This is a genomic window from Staphylococcus saprophyticus subsp. saprophyticus ATCC 15305 = NCTC 7292 (genome assembly GCF_000010125.1).
Classification (GTDB): Bacteria; Bacillota; Bacilli; order Staphylococcales; family Staphylococcaceae; genus Staphylococcus; species Staphylococcus saprophyticus.
The window spans coordinates 106915-125528 of sequence record NC_007350.1; the positions used below are offsets into that span (position 1 = coordinate 106915).

Annotated in this window: 15 protein-coding genes and 2 pseudogenes; 7 read left to right on the forward strand and 10 right to left on the reverse strand. The window is 32.9% G+C overall.

The window, feature by feature from the left end:
- Positions 1-19 precede the first annotated feature (19 nt).
- Both SSP_RS00455 and SSP_RS00460 read left to right on the forward strand, forming a co-directional pair.
- Complete coding sequence (locus SSP_RS00455; RefSeq protein ID WP_170178155.1) at positions 20-400, forward strand: YbgA family protein; 381 nt, start codon at positions 20-22, stop codon at positions 398-400.
- 272 nt (positions 401-672) lie between these two features.
- Complete coding sequence (locus SSP_RS00460; RefSeq protein ID WP_011302092.1) at positions 673-1977, forward strand: LLM class flavin-dependent oxidoreductase; 1305 nt, start codon at positions 673-675, stop codon at positions 1975-1977.
- Between the two features lie 165 nt (positions 1978-2142).
- Here SSP_RS00460 and SSP_RS00465 read toward each other — a convergent pair whose 3' ends face one another.
- Positions 2143-2871 carry an NAD-dependent protein deacylase gene (locus SSP_RS00465; protein ID WP_011302093.1) on the reverse strand — a complete coding sequence of 243 codons (729 nt, stop codon included), beginning with the start codon at positions 2869-2871 and terminating at the stop codon, positions 2143-2145.
- Positions 2872-3140: 269 nt separating this feature from the next.
- On the opposite strand from SSP_RS00465, the gene SSP_RS00470 reads away from it, so the two are divergent.
- The gene (locus tag SSP_RS00470; RefSeq protein WP_103314667.1) at positions 3141-3944 is read left to right on the forward strand and encodes an alpha/beta hydrolase; all 804 of its coding nucleotides are present in this window, start codon (positions 3141-3143) and stop codon (positions 3942-3944) included.
- Positions 3945-4248: 304 nt separating this feature from the next.
- Here SSP_RS00470 and SSP_RS13310 read toward each other — a convergent pair whose 3' ends face one another.
- Together SSP_RS13310 and SSP_RS13315 are read right to left on the reverse strand one after the other, a co-directional pair.
- Positions 4249-4575, reverse strand: coding sequence for a TetR/AcrR family transcriptional regulator C-terminal domain-containing protein (locus SSP_RS13310; protein WP_119497705.1), 327 nt, complete (start codon positions 4573-4575; stop codon positions 4249-4251).
- A gap of 116 nt (positions 4576-4691) precedes the next feature.
- Positions 4692-4805, reverse strand: a pseudogene (locus tag SSP_RS13315) (TetR/AcrR family transcriptional regulator); the annotation flags it as partial.
- A gap of 642 nt (positions 4806-5447) precedes the next feature.
- Here SSP_RS13315 and SSP_RS13255 point away from each other — a divergent pair.
- Complete coding sequence (locus SSP_RS13255; RefSeq protein ID WP_011302096.1) at positions 5448-6293, forward strand: CatB-related O-acetyltransferase; 846 nt, start codon at positions 5448-5450, stop codon at positions 6291-6293.
- A 303-nt stretch (positions 6294-6596) separates the two neighbouring features.
- Here the strand turns inward: SSP_RS13255 and SSP_RS12915 are convergent, their stop codons facing one another.
- The 5 genes and pseudogenes from SSP_RS12915 to SSP_RS00505 form a co-directional block, all read right to left on the reverse strand.
- Positions 6597-7133 (reverse strand): FAD-dependent monooxygenase, encoded by a 537-nt coding sequence (locus SSP_RS12915; protein ID WP_011302097.1) that lies wholly within the window; start codon positions 7131-7133, stop codon positions 6597-6599.
- A 69-nt stretch (positions 7134-7202) separates the two neighbouring features.
- A complete protein-coding gene (locus SSP_RS00490) occupies positions 7203-8000 on the reverse strand; it encodes a hypothetical protein (RefSeq protein WP_162009573.1) in 798 nt (265 codons plus the stop codon).
- A gap of 14 nt (positions 8001-8014) precedes the next feature.
- Positions 8015-9115 carry a glycosyl hydrolase 2 galactose-binding domain-containing protein gene (locus SSP_RS00495; protein WP_011302099.1) on the reverse strand — a complete coding sequence of 367 codons (1101 nt, stop codon included), beginning with the start codon at positions 9113-9115 and terminating at the stop codon, positions 8015-8017.
- Between the two features lie 99 nt (positions 9116-9214).
- A pseudogene (locus SSP_RS00500) lies at positions 9215-9938 on the reverse strand (nitrilase-related carbon-nitrogen hydrolase).
- 5 nt (positions 9939-9943) lie between these two features.
- A complete protein-coding gene (locus SSP_RS00505) occupies positions 9944-10600 on the reverse strand; it encodes an MBL fold metallo-hydrolase (protein WP_011302102.1) in 657 nt (218 codons plus the stop codon).
- 105 nt (positions 10601-10705) lie between these two features.
- On the opposite strand from SSP_RS00505, the gene SSP_RS00510 reads away from it, so the two are divergent.
- A complete protein-coding gene (locus tag SSP_RS00510; protein WP_011302103.1) occupies positions 10706-11044 on the forward strand; it encodes a winged helix-turn-helix transcriptional regulator in 339 nt (112 codons plus the stop codon).
- A gap of 114 nt (positions 11045-11158) precedes the next feature.
- Here SSP_RS00510 and SSP_RS00515 read toward each other — a convergent pair whose 3' ends face one another.
- Positions 11159-12004 carry an AraC family transcriptional regulator gene (locus tag SSP_RS00515; protein ID WP_011302104.1) on the reverse strand — a complete coding sequence of 282 codons (846 nt, stop codon included), beginning with the start codon at positions 12002-12004 and terminating at the stop codon, positions 11159-11161.
- 183 nt (positions 12005-12187) lie between these two features.
- Here SSP_RS00515 and melB point away from each other — a divergent pair, with 183 nt between their 5' ends.
- Both melB and SSP_RS00525 read left to right on the forward strand, forming a co-directional pair.
- Positions 12188-13576 carry a melibiose:sodium transporter MelB gene (gene melB / locus SSP_RS00520; RefSeq protein WP_011302105.1) on the forward strand — a complete coding sequence of 463 codons (1389 nt, stop codon included), beginning with the start codon at positions 12188-12190 and terminating at the stop codon, positions 13574-13576.
- Between the two features lie 11 nt (positions 13577-13587).
- Complete coding sequence (locus SSP_RS00525; protein ID WP_011302106.1) at positions 13588-16566, forward strand: glycoside hydrolase family 2 TIM barrel-domain containing protein; 2979 nt, start codon at positions 13588-13590, stop codon at positions 16564-16566.
- Positions 16567-16788: 222 nt separating this feature from the next.
- Here the strand turns inward: SSP_RS00525 and SSP_RS13340 are convergent, their stop codons facing one another.
- Complete coding sequence (locus tag SSP_RS13340; protein WP_011302107.1) at positions 16789-18534, reverse strand: choice-of-anchor I family protein; 1746 nt, start codon at positions 18532-18534, stop codon at positions 16789-16791.
- Positions 18535-18614: the final 80 nt, after the last annotated feature.

Genomic DNA, 18614 nt, shown 5'->3' on the forward strand with positions numbered 1-18614 from the left:
AATCAAACATAGGCATGAAATGGAATTGTTATGGAAAGCATATAAATATGAGGTCATGTGGCATAGTCAACAAAGCTATAATGAGATTAGAGAAATGCTTAAAGGGCAATGTGAATATAGAGATGTTGAAGAAGCAATTGATCATGCACTGTCCATACAGCCTAGCAAAGGTTCGGTAATCAATACATTTAGCCATATATGGGGTTATTTTAAAAAGTTTTGTAGCGCCTCAGAGAAAGCATTATTTAAAAAGCTGAAGGCACAATACTTACTAGATCGAATCGATACACATACGCTCATTTTCTTTATCTATTGTATGACAAGATATTATGATGTTACGTATCTCAAGGAATCCACATTAATCAAAAATTTTTCAATCGCAAATAAATCATTTAAATAGGATGATTTGCTAACGCGATGGTTGATTCAAGTTTATGATATACGCTGTGTGATTTAGTCGATGGTATGGGCGATAATTTTAATGTCATTACAATATAAAGTTTCTTAATCATAACGGTTGGTGCATATGAAGCATCAATCGTTATTTTTGTTTTAAATTTAAAAAAAGTTGTTTCATATACTGTTTATATAACTAATTGACTCTATAATAATGGAATGGTAATATTATCCCTATTAATCCAATCGGAATAATAAGTGTGTGGAGGGATAAAGATGAAAAGAATGAAATTAGGATATTTTTTAACTGGTTTTGGTCACCATGTTGCGAGTAGTAGACACCCAGATGCATTAGAACGTGGGGGTATGAATTTAACGAAAACCATTGAACAAGCAAAAACGTTAGAGCAAGCTAAATTTGATTTTCTATTTGTGTCTGATAGTTTATATCTTGATAACAAGACGCATCCAGATATGTTTACGATGTTTGAGCCAATTTCTTTAATGTCTATTGTAGCTAGAGAAACTCAAAATCTTGGATTGATTGTGACAGGATCTACTTCATTTTCAGAACCATTTAGCCTTGCGAGAATCTTTTCGTCTTTAGATCATTACAGCAATGGCAGAGCGGGTTGGAATATTGTTACATCAGGTATTAATCATACAGCGAAGAATTTTAATGGCACTACGAATGCAAATCATGATTTACGCTATGATCAAGCCGAAGAATTTGTGAATATTTCTAAGCAATTATGGGATTCTTGGCGTGGCGTTAATACGGAACATCTTCATGCTGCAGGAGGCTTTTTTAGTGAAAAAGAGCCAGAACCAATTAATTATCAGGGGGAATTTTACAGTGTAAAAGGCCCATTAAATATTGAAGCATCACCTCAAGGTTATCCATTACTTGTACAAGCAGGTTCTTCAGAAAAGGGTACAGAATTTGCGTCGAAACATGCAGAAGTTGTATTTACAGCGCAAAATGATATCAACGATGCAATCACGTTTGCACATAATTTGAAAAATAAAGTTGAACAAAAGCACGGAAATGCACATGAAATTGTTATTATGCCAGGTATTTTTCCATTTATTGGAGAAACACGCGAGGCAGCGGAAGCGCAATTCCAAGAATTACAAGATCTCATTGTGCCAGAGATGGGAATAGAGTTATTATCTTCTTATTTAGGTGATACAGATTTAAGTCATTACGATTTAAATACACCGTTTGAAAATATTGAAGTAGAAAAAGGAAACAATATACAAAGTCGTGTAGACTTAATCAAAGATACAGCGAAGAAGAATGAATATACTTTAGAAGATGTAATGAAGCACGTTGCTGGTGCAAGAGGGCATCATATCGTCGTTGGTACTGCTGAAGATGTAGCGGATAGAATGGAAGCATGGTTTACAAGTGGTGCAGCAGATGGATTCAATATTATGCCACCGCTCAATCCGACGCAGTTTGATTTATTTGTCGATAAAGTGATTCCGATTTTAAAAGAAAGAGGTTTGATTCAAGCGGCTTATAGTGAAGGGACTTTACGTGAAAAGTTGGGATTAAATCAAAAAATACATAGTTAATATGGATAGATAAAAAGCTAGAAAAAGTGACGACATCGCATCCATTTCGATATTAATTAGAAGGTATTTGCATATAAAAAATAAACAAAAAGAGAACGCACCGTTTAAAAGCGCGTTCTCTTTTTTATATGTGCAAACGCAACATATAACCTTTAGTCAACTTCATTAATCACGAATCGCGTTAACTACATCAACCATGTCATCGTGAATAACAACATCTGCATCTCGATCATAGGGCGTTGCATCCTTATTAATGATAATAAGGTGTTGACCTTCAAAATAAGAAATGAGACCTGCTGCAGGTTGAACTACAAGAGAGGAACCTAAGACGACTAAGGTGTCAGCTTCTTGAATTTTTTGAATCGCATTAGAAATAGTCTGTTGATCTAACATTTCACCGTAAAGTACAATATCGGGTCTGATTGGACTACCACATGTTTCGCAATGGCGTAGAGGCTTTGCCATCACTGTGGCTTTATCATATTTATGTTCGCATTGGATACAATAGAAGCGGTTTAAGGTTCCATGAAGTTCGTCAACATTCGCGCTTCCAGCATCTGTATGCAGTCCATCGATATTTTGAGTAATAACACCTAATGAACGTTGATGGTGTTCAAGTTGAGCAATCCATTCGTGTACGACATTAGGTTGCTTGTCTGCCAATAGTAGGCGCTTATGATAAAAATCAATAAATCCTTCTGGATCATTTTGTAAGTATTCAGCGCTTAGTAAATATTCTGGAGCGTAGCCTTCCTTTGAAATCTCATCAAACAAGCCGCCCATAGATCGAAAATCAGGCACGCCACTTGCGACAGAGACGCCAGCACCTGTGAAAAATGTAATCTGATTCGCATCTTTAATAATCTTTTTTAAGTGTTCAATATTTTGATTCATTTATCTCACTCCATTGGAAATTTTAAATAATATGATGCAAATACGAGTAATATGCGTTGCGCTTTTAATATAATTTTAAATTTTAGAAAGTATTTTAGCAAATATAAGAGAATTTAAATGATGTTCAAAAGAGGTTTGTCAGATACAAGCCAATTTTGTGAAGCATGCTTTATAATGGGTTTAAAACGAGAACCGAGGTTATTTTAGTGAAGAAATTGTGGATTTGGGGAGCAAGTATCATAGCGATAGTTATTGTAGTAGGGATTGTGATGGCAGTCTTTGTAAGTCAAAAGCCATCAAAACAGGTAACACACTCAAAATTCGTGAATCATCCGATACCTACATTATTTTTACATGGGTATGGTGGCAGTGCCAATTCAGAGAAGTTCCTGGTGCAACAAGCTGAAAACAAAGCCGTCACTCACGATGTCATCACCGCAGTGGTATCTGAAAATGGTAACGTCACGTTTAAAGGTCAGTTAAACAAAAATGCCATCAATCCTATAGTGAAAGTTGAATTGGAAAATAATAAAGACGGTGACTACGATAAAAATGCAAAATGGTTTAAAAATGTTCTGGTAGCCCTACAAAAGGAATATCAATTCAAACAATTCAATTTTGTAGGTCACTCTATGGGAAATTTATCATTTGCGACGTATATGCTGAATTATGGTAACGATGCCTCTCTACCACGTTTGAATAAACAAGTAAATATTGCGGGGACATTTAATGGTGTCTTAAATATGAATGAACAAGTTAACGAAATCAGTGTGGATAAAGAAGGGAAACCAAGTCGTATGAATCCACCGTATCAGCAATTGCGTGAATTGAAAGCAATTTATCAAGGCAAACAGATTAAAGTGTTGAATATTTATGGTGATCTTGAAGACTGCACGCACTCTGACGGTCGTGTATCGAACAGTTCTTCAAAGTCATTGAAATATTTATTGAGCAGTAGTCCGGAAAGTTATCAAGAATCAAAATATCATGGTAAGCAGGCACAACATAGCCAATTACACGAGAATAGAGATGTCGCTAATGAAATTATTAAGTATTTATGGGGAACGTCATAAAATTAAACATTTAAGGGTTAGAATTGAAAATTTATAAAGCGTGAATTGGTTTATTGTTATGGATAAATTATACAGTATAAAAGACATAGAAATGCATGGAAAGTGCGTTGCCTAGGTCTTTTATATTTTGTCGTATTATCATTGTTAAGCTTCAAAGTAGAGATAGCGAGGTCGAAGTGTTTAACTTTTCATTATGTGGTGAAAGGTGTTCACGTAATGTATTTTTATGTTTAGGCTGTGTGATGAGTTGGTTGCTATTAGCTTAGCAACATATTTAATATAAGTTGTTAAGGATCAGACAATTTTATTGTTCTGAGCCTATGTTCGGGTCAGTAATGATTTGCATTAACTTAGAAACTTCGGAAATTAATGTTTCTTGGTATGGTGAGTCTGCACTGAGGTATAAATCGATAAGGCGCACCATGCCGTTACTAATAAATGTAAGGTAGACATAGTCATCTAATTTTTGATTTAAGCCTTCTTCATAAGGAATTTTTTTCTCGAATTCTTTTTCCATAAAAGTACGCAAATTTTTCTTATATTTATCAGAATATTGGATACTGAAGAGTTTGGTGAAAAACGCTTTGTTTTCTTCAAAAAACGCAAACCAAATTTTAACACCCTGCTGCATACCGAGTTCTTTTTGGCTTCACAAATTTCTTCGAGCGCTTTGAATTTTTTATCGACAATACGGTCTAATAAGTCATATTTATCAATATAATGTAGATAAAATGTTTTTCTCCCGATTTGCGCGTGTTCTGTAATATCTTTTACTGTAATTTTATCAAAATCTTTCTGTTCAAAAAGCTCATAAAAACTATCATTAATGGCCTTTCTTGTTTTTACAATACGTAAATCCATCGTGATTACACCTTTCTTATAACCCACTTTCAATAAAATGAGTATTATTTCTCATATTGTACTACTTATGAATTGTATAATTGATTCTATTTGTTATGATTCAATTATACACACATGATACATAATTAGTTGCCAAAAATCTTTTTATTGGGAAATATTATTGTGATAATTTATGCATAATACATTTATTATTAAACAAATTTCTTGAACAATAATTACTCTAGCTAATAAATTAAATATTAGTAAAGAATAATTTGATTTAAAAAGGCGTCATAGGGATGTCTGATCACAAGGAGAAGAAAGTGCTTCAAGAATTAAACGATTTTATAAAACATTATATCAGTCGCTAGGAGATGCTCACTTCAATGTTATCATTATAGTGTTTTACACAAAATCATATTTTAAATAATTGCTTTTAATATATAAAGGACAAACAAGCTTATATACAAATGACGCACCTCAATTTAAAAGCGGTTAGTCTTTTTTATTGGATATATCTTTCGTAAAACACCAATTTAAGGTAGAAAACAACTAAAAAATAATTTAATATTAATCTAAGGAATAATATGACCTGGCTTATATATTATAGAGATGCATACGGACACATATACCTTAAGTAATGAATCATTGTGGAGGTTTGTAATGTCAACAGAGATTAAGGGAATTACATTTTTTACAGATAATTTAGTGGATACATCATCCCATGCTTGTAATACATTCAACGTCAATCCAACATACAAGGAACTCTTTTTTGATAATAATGTTTATACCATGTCGAGTGCGCAAGGAAAATTCAGGTTGTCAAATAACCACCCATTAAAAGTAGCAAATTATGCACAAATTGAACAATATGCAATATTTTTTGTAGGAAATGTGTTTCATACTATGGGTGCTTTTAGTTCAACGAATAGTCAATTACCAGTTAATACAATCGTTGGTCGCTATAGCTCAATCGCTGCTCAAGTTAGAAGAATGGCTGGCAATCACCCGATGGAACGTTTTACAACGTCAATGTTAACTTACAGTAAAAATACTTGTGCATTTAATGACTATCTTGATGCGGCAGGCGTTGAATTCGATCATCGCCCCTCAACAGTCGGTGGCATGGAACCGATAGTTATTGGGAATGATGTATGGATTGGACAAGATGTATTGTTTTCTTCAAAAGGTATCGCTGTCGGTGATGGTGCGATAGTAGCAGCTGGTTCAGTGGTTACCAAAAATGTGCCACCTTATGCAATTGTGGGTGGTAATCCCGCTAAAGTAATAAGATATCGATTTGAAGCACATATTATTGAAAGATTACTTAAATTAAAATGGTGGCAATATGGATTTGCAGATTTCAAAGGCGTGACTGCAGACGATTCGATTGAGGTATTTTTAGAAAAAGTAGAAAAACTTGTGTCTACAAATCAAATTCAGCCATTTCGTCCTACAACCATATCAGTAAAAGACTTTTTAGATATTGAAAAAAGTTCAGAGGAATAATTTCAAATATGGATGTATGAATTGTATAAAAGTGAAGATGGTACACGGAGTCCTATTAATTGGTTTCGTGTACCATTTTTATTTGTTAATATGCGAGTTAACAAAGGGGAATCAAGGTCAATTATGAATGTTATAATTAGTTGCTAATTTTATACATATAATACTTTACTTAATAAAAAACGGGACAGCAGCTGAATTAAATCAGGTTTGCTGTCCCGTTTCGGGCTGGAAAGGATTAAGTTTAGAATGGATTGGTTATAGTGTGTGTATTGAAGTTTTAGCTGAATTTTAATTATAATTCTATTAGTTTTGTTCGTTACTACCTTCAAACAATGCAATCAGTCCATGGGGTGCATCTTGACCTAAGCACAAGTCTAATAATTCATGAGATTCTTCGGCCTCTGCGGCACTACGTTTAAATAGGGCTTGTTCATAGTTTTCAAGTGCAAGTTCAATATCATTTGGATATTCAACAATTAACTTGCCAAGCTCTGCTGCATCATACATTGCTAGGTTTGCGCCTTCTCCAGATGGTGCCATTAAATGCGCAGCATCACCGAGTAGCGTAACACCAGGTGTACGTTGCCAACTAGGTTTTACAAATAATTCAATACCATTTGCAATTATATTATCAGTATTATCATAAAGCTGATATTCAAAATAAAGTTCGTTCAAGGGTATATTTGCTAAATCATTTAAATGAAGTCCAGATAATTGGAAATGGTGATTAGCAGTGACTGTTACAGGCACTTCTCCAGAGTTTAAAAGGTTATTATAATGTTTAAGTTGCCATGTAAAAAGTCCTTCAAATGAATGCGTTAAATCGTTAACAACTGTCATGTTTACACTTTTATGGCTTATGTGAATGACTGGAAGGACAGATGCATAGAAACGTTTAGTGAAATATTGTTACGCTTTCCATCGACCATAATAATCTACCCCAGACCATGAAATGGTTGGCCAACAATCATTCATTTGCCATAGTAGCACACCACGACAATAATCATTTTCTGAACGGAAATGTTCAACTGAATAGCGCATCACGATACCGGCAAGTATTTGTGATAAATATACATAATCTGTAAAATCTTCAGTTAATTTAAACTCGGCTTGCATATAATTATCAATAATTTGATTGCCATCTTTACATTTTTGATGGATCAACATCACTGACGAATTGGGAGATTGATCACTTGTTTTGGAAAATGAGTCAATCGCCTTCATACCAGGATAACTTTGAAAGCCCATTTCTGAAATGAAACGTGCATGAAGTTGTTTGATAGATTCGTAAGGTGCTTGGCCATCATAAGCTAAACAGTAATGAAAATCGCCATCCTTAGCGTAATCAAAAATGGACTTAGACGTATGGTTTGATTTCCTGTTTGGAGATGAATGAGCGTAAGGTACTTGTGGTGCACTCCGTTTCGTAATATCAGGTATTGTTTCAAGAAATAGCGTCTTATAGCGTGTTTGCATTATATGTTTCATATTTTCATCTGTGATTTTCGATACCTCGAAGAAATCTCGTGTCTGTGCGGTACGAGGTCCATCACTTGTTAACATTGTATAGGTCATATCGATTTCATTGTTTCCAAATAGCAATATTAAACTTGGGTGATGTGCCATGCGTTCAATATTTTGAATCAGTTCCATAGTCACATTGACCATGAAATCCATATCTGTTGGGTAAGACATACTCGTAAACATACAATCTTGGATAACTAAAATACCGTATTGATCGCACAAATCAAAGAAAAGGTCTGACGGGTAGTAGGCGCCTCCCATACACGAATACAATTGATATTTGCACGCACACAATCTTTAATTTGGGCTGTTAAACTATAGCGACGTGATTGCGTTAAAATGGCATCTTCAATAATCATGTTCGTACCTTTAATAAACACAGGCGTGTCGTTAATTATAAATTCGAATTTAGAGGCGTCTCCATCATTGTCTCGATTTAATTTGACCGTTCTTAGGCCAATCGAATAGCTTGTGTGATCTATGGATTGGTTACCTGTATATAGTTCAACGTCCACAGTATATAACGGTTGCTCACCGTAACCTATTGGCCACCATAACTGTGGATTTTCAATTATGAAAGTGTGCTTGAATGTATGACTATTGTTAATCGTAATAGATTCGATAGCCTGATTGTTGGGATCGTACAATGTGCATGTTAAAGATGTGGCTTCGTCAATAGCTTTTTTTGAACGTACATTTAATTCAACTGTTTGTGTATGGTGTGTCTGAGTAAATAGAAAAGGTGGTATGTTCATGTAATCGCCGTATTCAATCGCAATCGATTTCCATATACCGAAATCAGGCAATTTAATGCCCCAGTCCCAGCCAAACATGCATTGAGCTTTTCTTAAGTAAGCTAAGCCATTTTCACCTTGCAGTTTTATTTCTTTTAAATACTGTACTGGAGAGTAAAATTGGATTTCTATAATGTTTTCACCAAGTTCGACATAAGGCTTAATATCAAATTTATAACGACGAAACATATTATCCGTTTCTAATACGTTGGTATGGTTGATGAAAATCGTTGCTAACGTATCGAGACCTTCACAATTTAATAGAATTTGCTCACTCATTAATACCTCGGTTTCTAAAGTAAACGTCCTAGAAAAACTGTAATGATCATTAAATAAATATTGAATTGCGTCTTCGTTATTTCCATAATAGGGGTGATTGATTAAATTATTTTCAAGTGCTCCGGTTACGATACTACCAGGTATTGTGACAGGCATATCGTGGAAACGTGTTGTGTTTGTGAGAATATTTAATGTCCAAGTACCATTTAAGTCAATTACATTCACTGTGTCCATCTCCTTAAATATCTTGATATATAAAAGTTTAGCACTTTTATAATTCATAATAAAAAATAAAGTGGCGTAAAATCTAAAAATGTATTGGTATTAAATATCTTCCAAGACAGGTATTGCTTTTCTTTGTTTAGTAACGGCGTTCGTTTGAATGTCTATTTCAAAAACCATTTCTGAATGACCAGCTTCAACAAGAATTTCTCCGTTAGGGTTAACAACCATAGAATGGCCAGCATAACTATTCCCCTTGTGATGTTGATGATTTACATTACCCACGCTATTGCATGCAATGACAAAACAATTATTTTCAATGGCACGTGCTTGTAATAAAATTTGCATCATTCTTAATAGAAGCTCTTGCTACTTCAGGATATCTCAGGTCGTAGCATATTATTTGTGATGCTTGAATGCCATTAATAGAAAAATTGTTAGGTTGGTTTAATCCTGGCGATAAGTAAAAAGGTTCATCTAGCATAGGTACCAAGTGAATTTTATCCGTAACATTTAATAATGTTTTATCTTTTGAAACTGCAAAAGCAGTATTATAGATGGCGTTAGTTCTCATATTAGCTACAGATCCTGCTACTATATGTGTTGTATACTGTTGTGCAAGTTGTTGTATAAATGGTAGAGATTGTTGTAAATCTATGTCCGCTTTATCTTTTAACTGATTTAAGGCATAACCATTATTCCACATTTCAGGTAGCACAATGATATCAGCATTTGTGTAATGCGTTTCTATTAATGAAGAGATCTTTGCTTTGTTTTGTTTGAAATTCGCTTCTGCAACTTCAAATTGATAAATTTGTAATTTCATATTGCTTACTCCTCGTACTTAAATTTATAAATTGAATAAATGTCATCTGAATAATATAGATCATCGCCATGTGAAGTTGTAATTAATTTGGGACAAAGATTATCTATGATTTGACCGCTTTTGATATTTTCAGTCATGTTATAAGTGAATTTTTTGATAGGAATATGCAGATGTTGCGCATCTGAAATAAATAAATCTCCGCATATTAAAATTTTATCTTGATTATGAAAATAGATGACATGACCTGGTGCATGACCAGGAGTTAAGTAATAATTGAAGGGCAGATTTGTATTAGTTTCTAGAGGTTTAACAATGTATTGAACACCTGTATTTTCGGTATGCGTTTTATTTGGATAAGGCAGCTCACCATTGATATAAGGGAGTTCATTTTTATATGTAAAGATAGGTATTTTCAAAGCTTCAGAAATACGTTTTGCGCCATTGATATGATCTAGATGTCCATGCGTTAAAAAAATGCCTTTAGGATTACCGAGCGATTTAGCAATCGTGATTTGTAGCTCAGCATAATCATCCATACCTGTGTCTATGATATAAACGTCGTTATCATTCACAATAAACCAAGTGTTTATTTGTATCGGGATACCAACTGTTGTCTGTATATTTAATTTATAAATATGGTCTGACATTTGAATGAGTTTCATTATTATCGCTTCTTTCTATTATTTGTTATAACTAAAGGGTAGAGGATAAGCGACAATGTCACAAGAAGGCACAAATAAGTAACTCACGTTAATGAGGAGGTTCATATGTTAAAAAATAGCATGGACTATGGTAGCTGTAATCTTGTAATTCAACGAGGATGTCCGATAGAAGAAACATTGATGTCATTAGGTGGAAAATGGAAAGGTATTATTATCAATACGCTTTATGATGAAGCTTACTTTTATAATGCATTACATCGTGAAGTTTCAGGTATAAGTAGAAAGATTTTGACAGAACAATTAAATGATTTGATTGCTTTGCAAATTGTAAAAAGAGAAGAAACGAATGATTATCCTAAAAAAGTTCGCTATTCCTTAACTCAACGAGGAAAATCCGTCTACCCATTGATAAATGAATTGGCGCAAGTGCTTAAAATGAATTAACTATGTCGTGTTATTGTGGAAGTTTAATAAAAAGGCAAGCTATCTGAATTAAAAATGCTCCTCTCAAAGTTTTCATTTTTTAATGTCTATTTTGAGAGGAGTATTTTTTATGTGTTAGTCTGTATTTGTTTGGTGTACTGAAAAACATGTACGATATTCAGAAGCACTTATTTCAAAATGTTTTGTGAAATTTTTAGAGAATAGCAGTGGGTCTTTATAACCTATTTTGCTAGATATTTCATTTATCAATAAATTGGTATTAATTAAAAGTTGAGAAGCATGATACATCCTAATATAAGTTAAGTATTCCTTAGGCGAACAGTTTAAATTTCTTTTAAATAATTTGAATAAATGACTTCTTGAGATATTGACTGATTTTGCAACATCAACAATTGTAATATCTTTTTGGTAATTAGAATTTATATATTCGACAGCATATTGAATGTCTTCATTTACAATATCAACTTGAACAGAAAAGTGTTTTGGAAACTTGTCTTGCAAGGCATAAACCAGTTGATATATATGTTGCATAATCAGTATGTCATGAGAATTATTAGATTGAATCGTTTGAGATAGGTTACAAATTTTTTTAATAATAGATTGAATATCTTTAGTGTTTTTATTAATAAGAACGTGCGTATCGACGATACTAGAGCGAGATAAATATGTAAGAATTTGTTTGCCATTAATTCCCACCCAATAATAAGTCCAAGGGTTTGAGAAAGAAGGTTTATATTCAACTTCCATACCTCGTTCTAGTAAAAACATATCTCCCGCTTTCAGATGATGAGTTTCATTATTATATGTAAAAATACCTTCACCTTGTGTGACGATATGTAATACGGCTTGTTGAAAAACGTTATAGCTATAGCCAACATTCGGCACACCAACTTCAATACCGCATTCTGCCAAGTTGGCATCTATCAATTTCTTTTGAAACTTTTTCCATAGTACTTGCATAATATCCCTCTTAATTAAAAAATGATTTTAATTTGTATTTATATAAATACATAGTAATATGAAATGAAACATTTTGCCATATATCATCACCATTATGCTATTTATCCCTCTATATCTGTATTGATAAAATAAAAACAACAAACATGAAAGCGCTTTACTTAAAAAGGATTTAGAGGTGGAAAAATGGACAGACATTTAACAGGAAAGCAGAAGTTTGCATTTGGATTTGGAGCAATTGGTAAAGATGCCATATTTAATATCGTCGGTGTCTTTTTAATGTTTTATATCACAGATATTGTAGGTTTATCACCCGCATTTGTTGGTGTTATGCTATTTGTTGCTCGTATATGGGATGCCATAAATGATCCAATTATGGGGATGATAGTTGATAACACTAGAAATAATTTCGGGAAATTCAAAACCTGGTTGTCTATAGGAACGTTAGCGAATGCAATTGTCACCATATTACTATTTACTAACTTTGATTTACCACAGACAGCAATGTATGTTTACATATCAATTTTATATATTTCCTGGGGAATGACTTACACAATGATGGATATTCCTTATTGGTCTTGGTTGCCGAATTTAACACATAATCCTAGAGAACGTGAAGAAGTGTCAGTAATTCCAAGATTTTTTGCGAGTTTAGCAGCATTCACAGTAGGTACATTTGGACTGTATTTTATTCATCAATTAGGAGACGTTTTTGGTAATGGCAGTGATTCAGTAGGGATATTCATATTTGCAATCATTTGTAGTGCAGTATTTATAATTACAATTGGTGTTACTGTTTTTAAAGTGCCTGAAGATAAGGAATTAGAACAACAAATTGGTATTAAAGTTAATTTTAAAGATATTGGACGTATTTTATTTAAAAATAAAGAGTTATTGGCAATTATGGGGGTATTACTAACTTTTAATTTATGTTTACAAACTTTAAATGGTTCTATTATTTACTATTTTAAATATGTGGTAAATGCAGAACATTTATTTTCAATTTTTAATTCGATGATTTTATGTGAAATGGTTGGTTTATTATTACTTCCTAGATTTATCAAATGGGTAGGTAGAACAAAAGCGTTTAATACGGCTGTTTCATTTATTATTTTAGGATTATTGATTATTTTAATAGCTGGATTTATCGCTCCGAAAAGTACACTTTTAATTATTTTAGGTGCGGGCATTTTGAGAATTGGTTCTGGCTTCATGATAGGTATTACAACAGTTTCATTAGCTGATGTTATTGATTATGGTGAAGTTAAATTTGGACAACGCAACGAGAGTATCATCACGTCAACAAACACTTTCTTAACTAAGGCTTCACAAGCTGTTGCAGCATTAATAGTTGGTGTCGGATTATCAATTCTGGGATACACGCCAAATGAGTCACAATCACTCGTTACAATTAATGGCTTAAGAATAATGATTATCATAGCACCACTGTTATTCGTTTGTTTAACTGCATTTTTATATCACAAAGCCTTTAATTTGAAAGGAGATTTTTTAACGGATATTGAAAAGACTTTGCAATTTAAACGTCAACGAGAACATAGAGAAAGAATTAAATAGGGGGATGTCATATGTTTAAAGAAAAATTTCATGAAGATTTAGAAAAACAAAATGTGAATTTGTTGCCTAGAAGAGCTTTTTATATACCATATCAGCTTGGAGAAAAAGATTATGATTTCAAAACGAGATATGAAACTCAAAATATCACATTACTTAATGGTAAATGGCAATTTGAATTTTTTAATTCATTGGAAGACTATACAAATGAAGATATTAATAGCAAAGAGCAATATTTAACAGTACCATCTGTATGGAATTTGTATGGGTTTGATCAGATTCAGTATTTAAATACACAATACCCTATACCGTTTAATCCACCATACGTGCCTAGAGAAAATCCATGTGGTCGATATAAACGTTCATTTGAAATAAATGACTATAATGAACAAAGCGATTATCATTTGAACTTTGAAGGTGTCGATAGTGCATTCTATATCTGGATCAATGAACAGTTTGTAGGATATAGTCAAATTGCACATTCAATTTCAGAGTTTGATATTACACCATATGTTCAAAAAGGAATAAATTCAATTGAAGTCATTGTACTTAAGTACTCTGATGGAACATATTTTGAAAATCAAGACATGTTTCGTCATTCAGGTATTTTTAGAGATGTATATATATTAAAAAGATCTAAATCGCGCGTGGACGACTTTAAAATTGAGACAACAATAAACCATGAATCTAATAATGGAAAAATAAATTTCACTTTACAAGGAAAGCATCATTTAGGGAATATTAACTTGGTTTTATATAATCCTAAAGGGCTAGAAATAGATCGCGCAATTGTTTCAAAGCATCATCAATTTGTAATAGATAATCCACAATTATGGTCATCTGAGAATCCAGTACTTTATAAGATAATTATTGAAACAGAAAACGAAGTAATCACTCAGAAAATTGGAATAAGAGAAGTTAAAATACAAGATAATCAATTCTATATTAATGGAAAATCAATTAAAATACGGGGAGTAAATTACCATGATAGCCATCCTCAAAATGGTTTTGTCATGTATGAAAGAGATTTTGAAAAAGATTTAAAATTAATGAAACAAGGCAATTTTAATGCGATTCGTACTGCGCATTATCCGAAGGCACCATTATTTTATGAAATGACTGACCAATATGGTTTCTATGTAATGAGTGAGGCAGATTTAGAAACTCATGGTGTAGTAAGGTTATATGGAGAAGAAAATACAGAACACTTTAATATTATTGCTGATAATCCAAAATTTGAAACATCTATTATTGAAAGAATAGAAGCCTCTATCAAGCCATTAAAAAACTATAGTTCTATTGTTTCTTGGTCAATAGGTAATGAATCTGGATTTGGCATCAATATGGTTAAAGGATTGGAACGGGCAAAGCAATTAGACACGACAAGACCATTACATTATGAAGGTGCATTGTATCGAGATAAAGAAAAAAATTATGATATGTCCAATGTTGATATGATAAGTAGAATGTATGCTTCTCCAGAAGAAATTTTAGAAACATATCTAGAAAATCCCAAATTAGATAAACCGTTTATATTATGTGAATACGCACATGCAATGGGAAATTCACCAGGAGATCTTAATGCATATCAAACATTAATTGAAAAATATGATAGTTTTATTGGCGGTTTTGTTTGGGAATGGTGTGATCATAGCATTCAGGTTGGGATAAAGGAAGGTAAACCAATTTTTAGATATGGTGGAGATTTTGGTGAGGCCTTACATGACGGTAATTTTTGTGTTGATGGTATTGTTTCGCCAGATCGAATTCCACATGAAGGTTATTATGAGTTTAAACATGAACATAGACCTTTGAGATTGGTTAACGAAGAGGATTATCGGTTTACATTGAAGAATCAATTTGATTTTACAAATGCGGAGGATAGTTTGATTGTTGAGGGAGAAGCTATTTATTTAGATGGTGAGAGAAAGGTGTTTAATATTCCATTAACTGCTTTCGCGCCTCATATAAGCCAAACTTTTGATTTAAGAGATTATGTAACGCTTGATAATATAAGTAGTTTGATGCTTCGTTATAAATTAAAAGAAGAAGAAAGCTATAGAGATAAGTATTTTGAGGTTGGACATGATCAAATTATTTATCAACGTCGAGCATTACCATATCTCAATGAAGAAAAAATGGAGTTTCAATGCAAAGATATGGAACATTCGATTAATATTTCGGTAGGCAACAAATATGCATATAGTTTTGACAAGAAACAAGGATGCTTAAAATCAGTGCTTCACAATAATGAAATCATTTTCAATAACAATACCGAAACTAAAATTTGGCGTGCCCCGATAGATAATGATGCATATATTAAAAAAGAGTGGTTATATTCTGGTTATAATAACATTCAAACACTTGTGACAAATTATAAAATAATTGAAGATGAGTCTAATATCAGTCTCGTTTTTGAAATTAATATAGAGTCAGAAGCCGTGCCGCCAGTTTTGAAAGGATCACTTACTTGGACGGTTTATCAAGATGGAAAAGTAAATGTAGATTATAACTTAGAAAAAGATAACAACGCACCATTTTTACCAAGATTTGGTTTACTAATAACTTTACCTTCAACATATGAACAAATAAATTACTATGGAAATGGTCCAATGAGTAGCTATCAAGATAAAGGGATAGCAACATACTTAGACATGTTTGAAACAACGGTGACAAATAATGGTGATGTGCATATTAAACCTCAAGAAGCTGGTAGTCATAATCAAACAACAATTATGAATATTACCAACAATGAGCATACGCTTACTATCACTAGTGAAGATACATTCAGCTTTAACGCATCACATTATTCTTTAAATCAATTAACAGAGGCAAAACATGTGGATGAATTGGAAATAGAAAATAACACATATTTATATGTCGATTATGCACAAAGCGGTATAGGTTCAAATAGTTGTGGTCCTGAATTAAATGAGGAATATCGATTAAACAATAAAAAGATAACGTTCAATTTTGATTTGAATATTTATTAGAATAAAAATTCAAATTTATAAAAAGTTCTAATCCTGATAGATTAGAACTAATTATTTATGGATTTTAGCTAGGCCGAGACATGATTAAATGCCTCGGCTTAGTTAATGATATGGATAGTATATGAATAAACTGAAAGGACAAGTACAACTTTTATAAATTATTACGTTATTGAAGCGGATAAAAGATATTTAAATTATTTAAAATAACTTATTGCTATATGATTATTTTGATTTTTGTTTTCTACCAATTAGTAGTAAAGCAACACCTAAAATTAAAGATGACCAAAGTGGGGCATGGTTTTGACTTTGACCTGTGTTAGGGAGTTGTTGTTTATTAATTGAATGGTTGCCTTCATTTTTAGCTTCGGGATGTTCTATTTCAGTATTTGTTGCGATAGGACTATTCATATTTATAATCTTTTGATGATTTATTTGGTTAGTTTTTTTTGTAGCTAGCTGATATTGATTATGGTTTAGTCGTGTATTCGCATCACTCATTTTCAATGTATGATTAGATGCTTCGTTTACAAATGATCTAGAAATTTTAGAAATGTTTAATGTCGCATTATTATTTAAATGCGTTGGTCCATGATGGACTGCTACTATATTTTCTGAATTTAGATTATCCGAATTATCAATGTCTGTAGTTTGATTGATAGCAGGACTTTTACCAATGTTTTCAATCACATTATCTTCTATATTTGTTACTGAAGTTACACTATCATTATCTTGTGTCGCTACAGTATCCTCCTCATCATCTTGTGTTTCAACATCGGTATTATATTCACCTTTCGTTTCATCTGTATCATCATGTTCATCACTGTTATTAGATTGTTGTGCATTATCAGTATCATTTTGTCCGTCCGGGTGGGTTTGGTCAAAAGTTTCATCAATTTCATTTAATTCAAATGTAGATGTTGTTCCTGATAACTCGAATGACACCATTAACATGGGTTTACCAGTAGGGCTGTCTTCTGATGATACAAATGTAATGCCCTCGGGAGAGATATCTTTATTTTCTTCATCGTATAAGTATTGTGTGAATTGAGGTGTAGTTGGGTTTGTAATGTTATAAATCATCACACCGCCTACGCGTTCTAAGCCAACAAAGGCGTACGTTTGATTGCCGATGGTTCCAACTTCGATGGATTCAACCTCAGGACCTTTGTCATCACTTCTTCCGTCTACTTCTATATCATTAAAGTCTTCGTAATTAGCATTAAAGCGCCCTGGTAAAATATCTTTTATGCGTTGTTCGATGTCGCTACCGTTATCGTAAACCATAGATAAATCAGAGCCTTTTAATATAGAAAATGAGCGACCGCTAAACGATACGAGTGCATTATATTTTCCATTTTTATCTCTAAATTTATGAGAAGTTGTCACTTTTAATCTACCTAATTGATCATCATCAAATAATCCATTGGCTACAAGTTTATCTAGTTCTGCTTGTGTATAGCCTTCATAGTATTTAGCATCTAGTTTGATATCGTCTTTAATATCTTTGACACGGACTTCTTCACTATAGCCATCATAGTCTTGTGCATCACCTTCATTAGCAATTAATAAGTATGTTTCGCCATTATATTCATATGCGGTAATACCATCTGGTTGTAACATGCCGAGCACAGGGACAGGGCGTAATGCTTTTTTACCATCTTTGTCTGAAGGGTCCATAGCATTTTCTGGTAAAGAATGATCTTTATAAGGCAAACCTTGTACTTTTACGAATTCACCTTTTTCAATATCTAGTTTCGCTATAGCACTAGATTCTTGAATTGTGACATAAGCGTATTTCCCATGTTCATCAGGAACGATGTACTCAGGTTCTAAATTTAGGTAAGCTGTTGATTTATCAGGACCTAATTCGCGAATAGAGTCGTTCATATGTGCCTGTGTGAGGGGAACGGTGTTTACATTTGTTTGATTTAATTTAGATGGTGAACCGGACGTATCAATAATTGACACAGAACCTTCTGGATTCTTTTTGTTTAAATGTGAGAATAAAAAGAATCATTAGAATTAAAATTTAATTAATTACCGAGTGA

What these genes read in the sequence shown, in the direction of transcription:
- melB (WP_011302105.1), top strand. Translation starts at nt 12,188, where the DNA reads ATGGACAGACATTTAACAGGAAAGCAGAAGTTTGCATTTGGATTTGGA.
- SSP_RS00490 (WP_162009573.1), bottom strand. Translation starts at nt 8,000, where the DNA reads ATGTTTACGAGTATGTCTTACCCAACAGATATGGATTTCATGGTCAAT.
- SSP_RS12915 (WP_011302097.1), bottom strand. Translation starts at nt 7,133, where the DNA reads ATGACAGTTGTTAACGATTTAACGCATTCATTTGAAGGACTTTTTACA.
- SSP_RS00460 (WP_011302092.1), top strand. Translation starts at nt 673, where the DNA reads ATGAAAAGAATGAAATTAGGATATTTTTTAACTGGTTTTGGTCACCAT.
- SSP_RS00510 (WP_011302103.1), top strand. Translation starts at nt 10,706, where the DNA reads ATGTTAAAAAATAGCATGGACTATGGTAGCTGTAATCTTGTAATTCAA.
- SSP_RS13255 (WP_011302096.1), top strand. Translation starts at nt 5,448, where the DNA reads ATGTCAACAGAGATTAAGGGAATTACATTTTTTACAGATAATTTAGTG.
- SSP_RS00465 (WP_011302093.1), bottom strand. Translation starts at nt 2,871, where the DNA reads ATGAATCAAAATATTGAACACTTAAAAAAGATTATTAAAGATGCGAAT.
- SSP_RS00455 (WP_170178155.1), top strand. Translation starts at nt 20, where the DNA reads ATGGAATTGTTATGGAAAGCATATAAATATGAGGTCATGTGGCATAGT.
- SSP_RS13310 (WP_119497705.1), bottom strand. Translation starts at nt 4,575, where the DNA reads ATGCAGCAGGGTGTTAAAATTTGGTTTGCGTTTTTTGAAGAAAACAAA.
- SSP_RS00525 (WP_011302106.1), top strand. Translation starts at nt 13,588, where the DNA reads ATGTTTAAAGAAAAATTTCATGAAGATTTAGAAAAACAAAATGTGAAT.
- SSP_RS00470 (WP_103314667.1), top strand. Translation starts at nt 3,141, where the DNA reads ATGGCAGTCTTTGTAAGTCAAAAGCCATCAAAACAGGTAACACACTCA.
- SSP_RS00515 (WP_011302104.1), bottom strand. Translation starts at nt 12,004, where the DNA reads ATGCAAGTACTATGGAAAAAGTTTCAAAAGAAATTGATAGATGCCAAC.
- SSP_RS00505 (WP_011302102.1), bottom strand. Translation starts at nt 10,600, where the DNA reads ATGAAACTCATTCAAATGTCAGACCATATTTATAAATTAAATATACAG.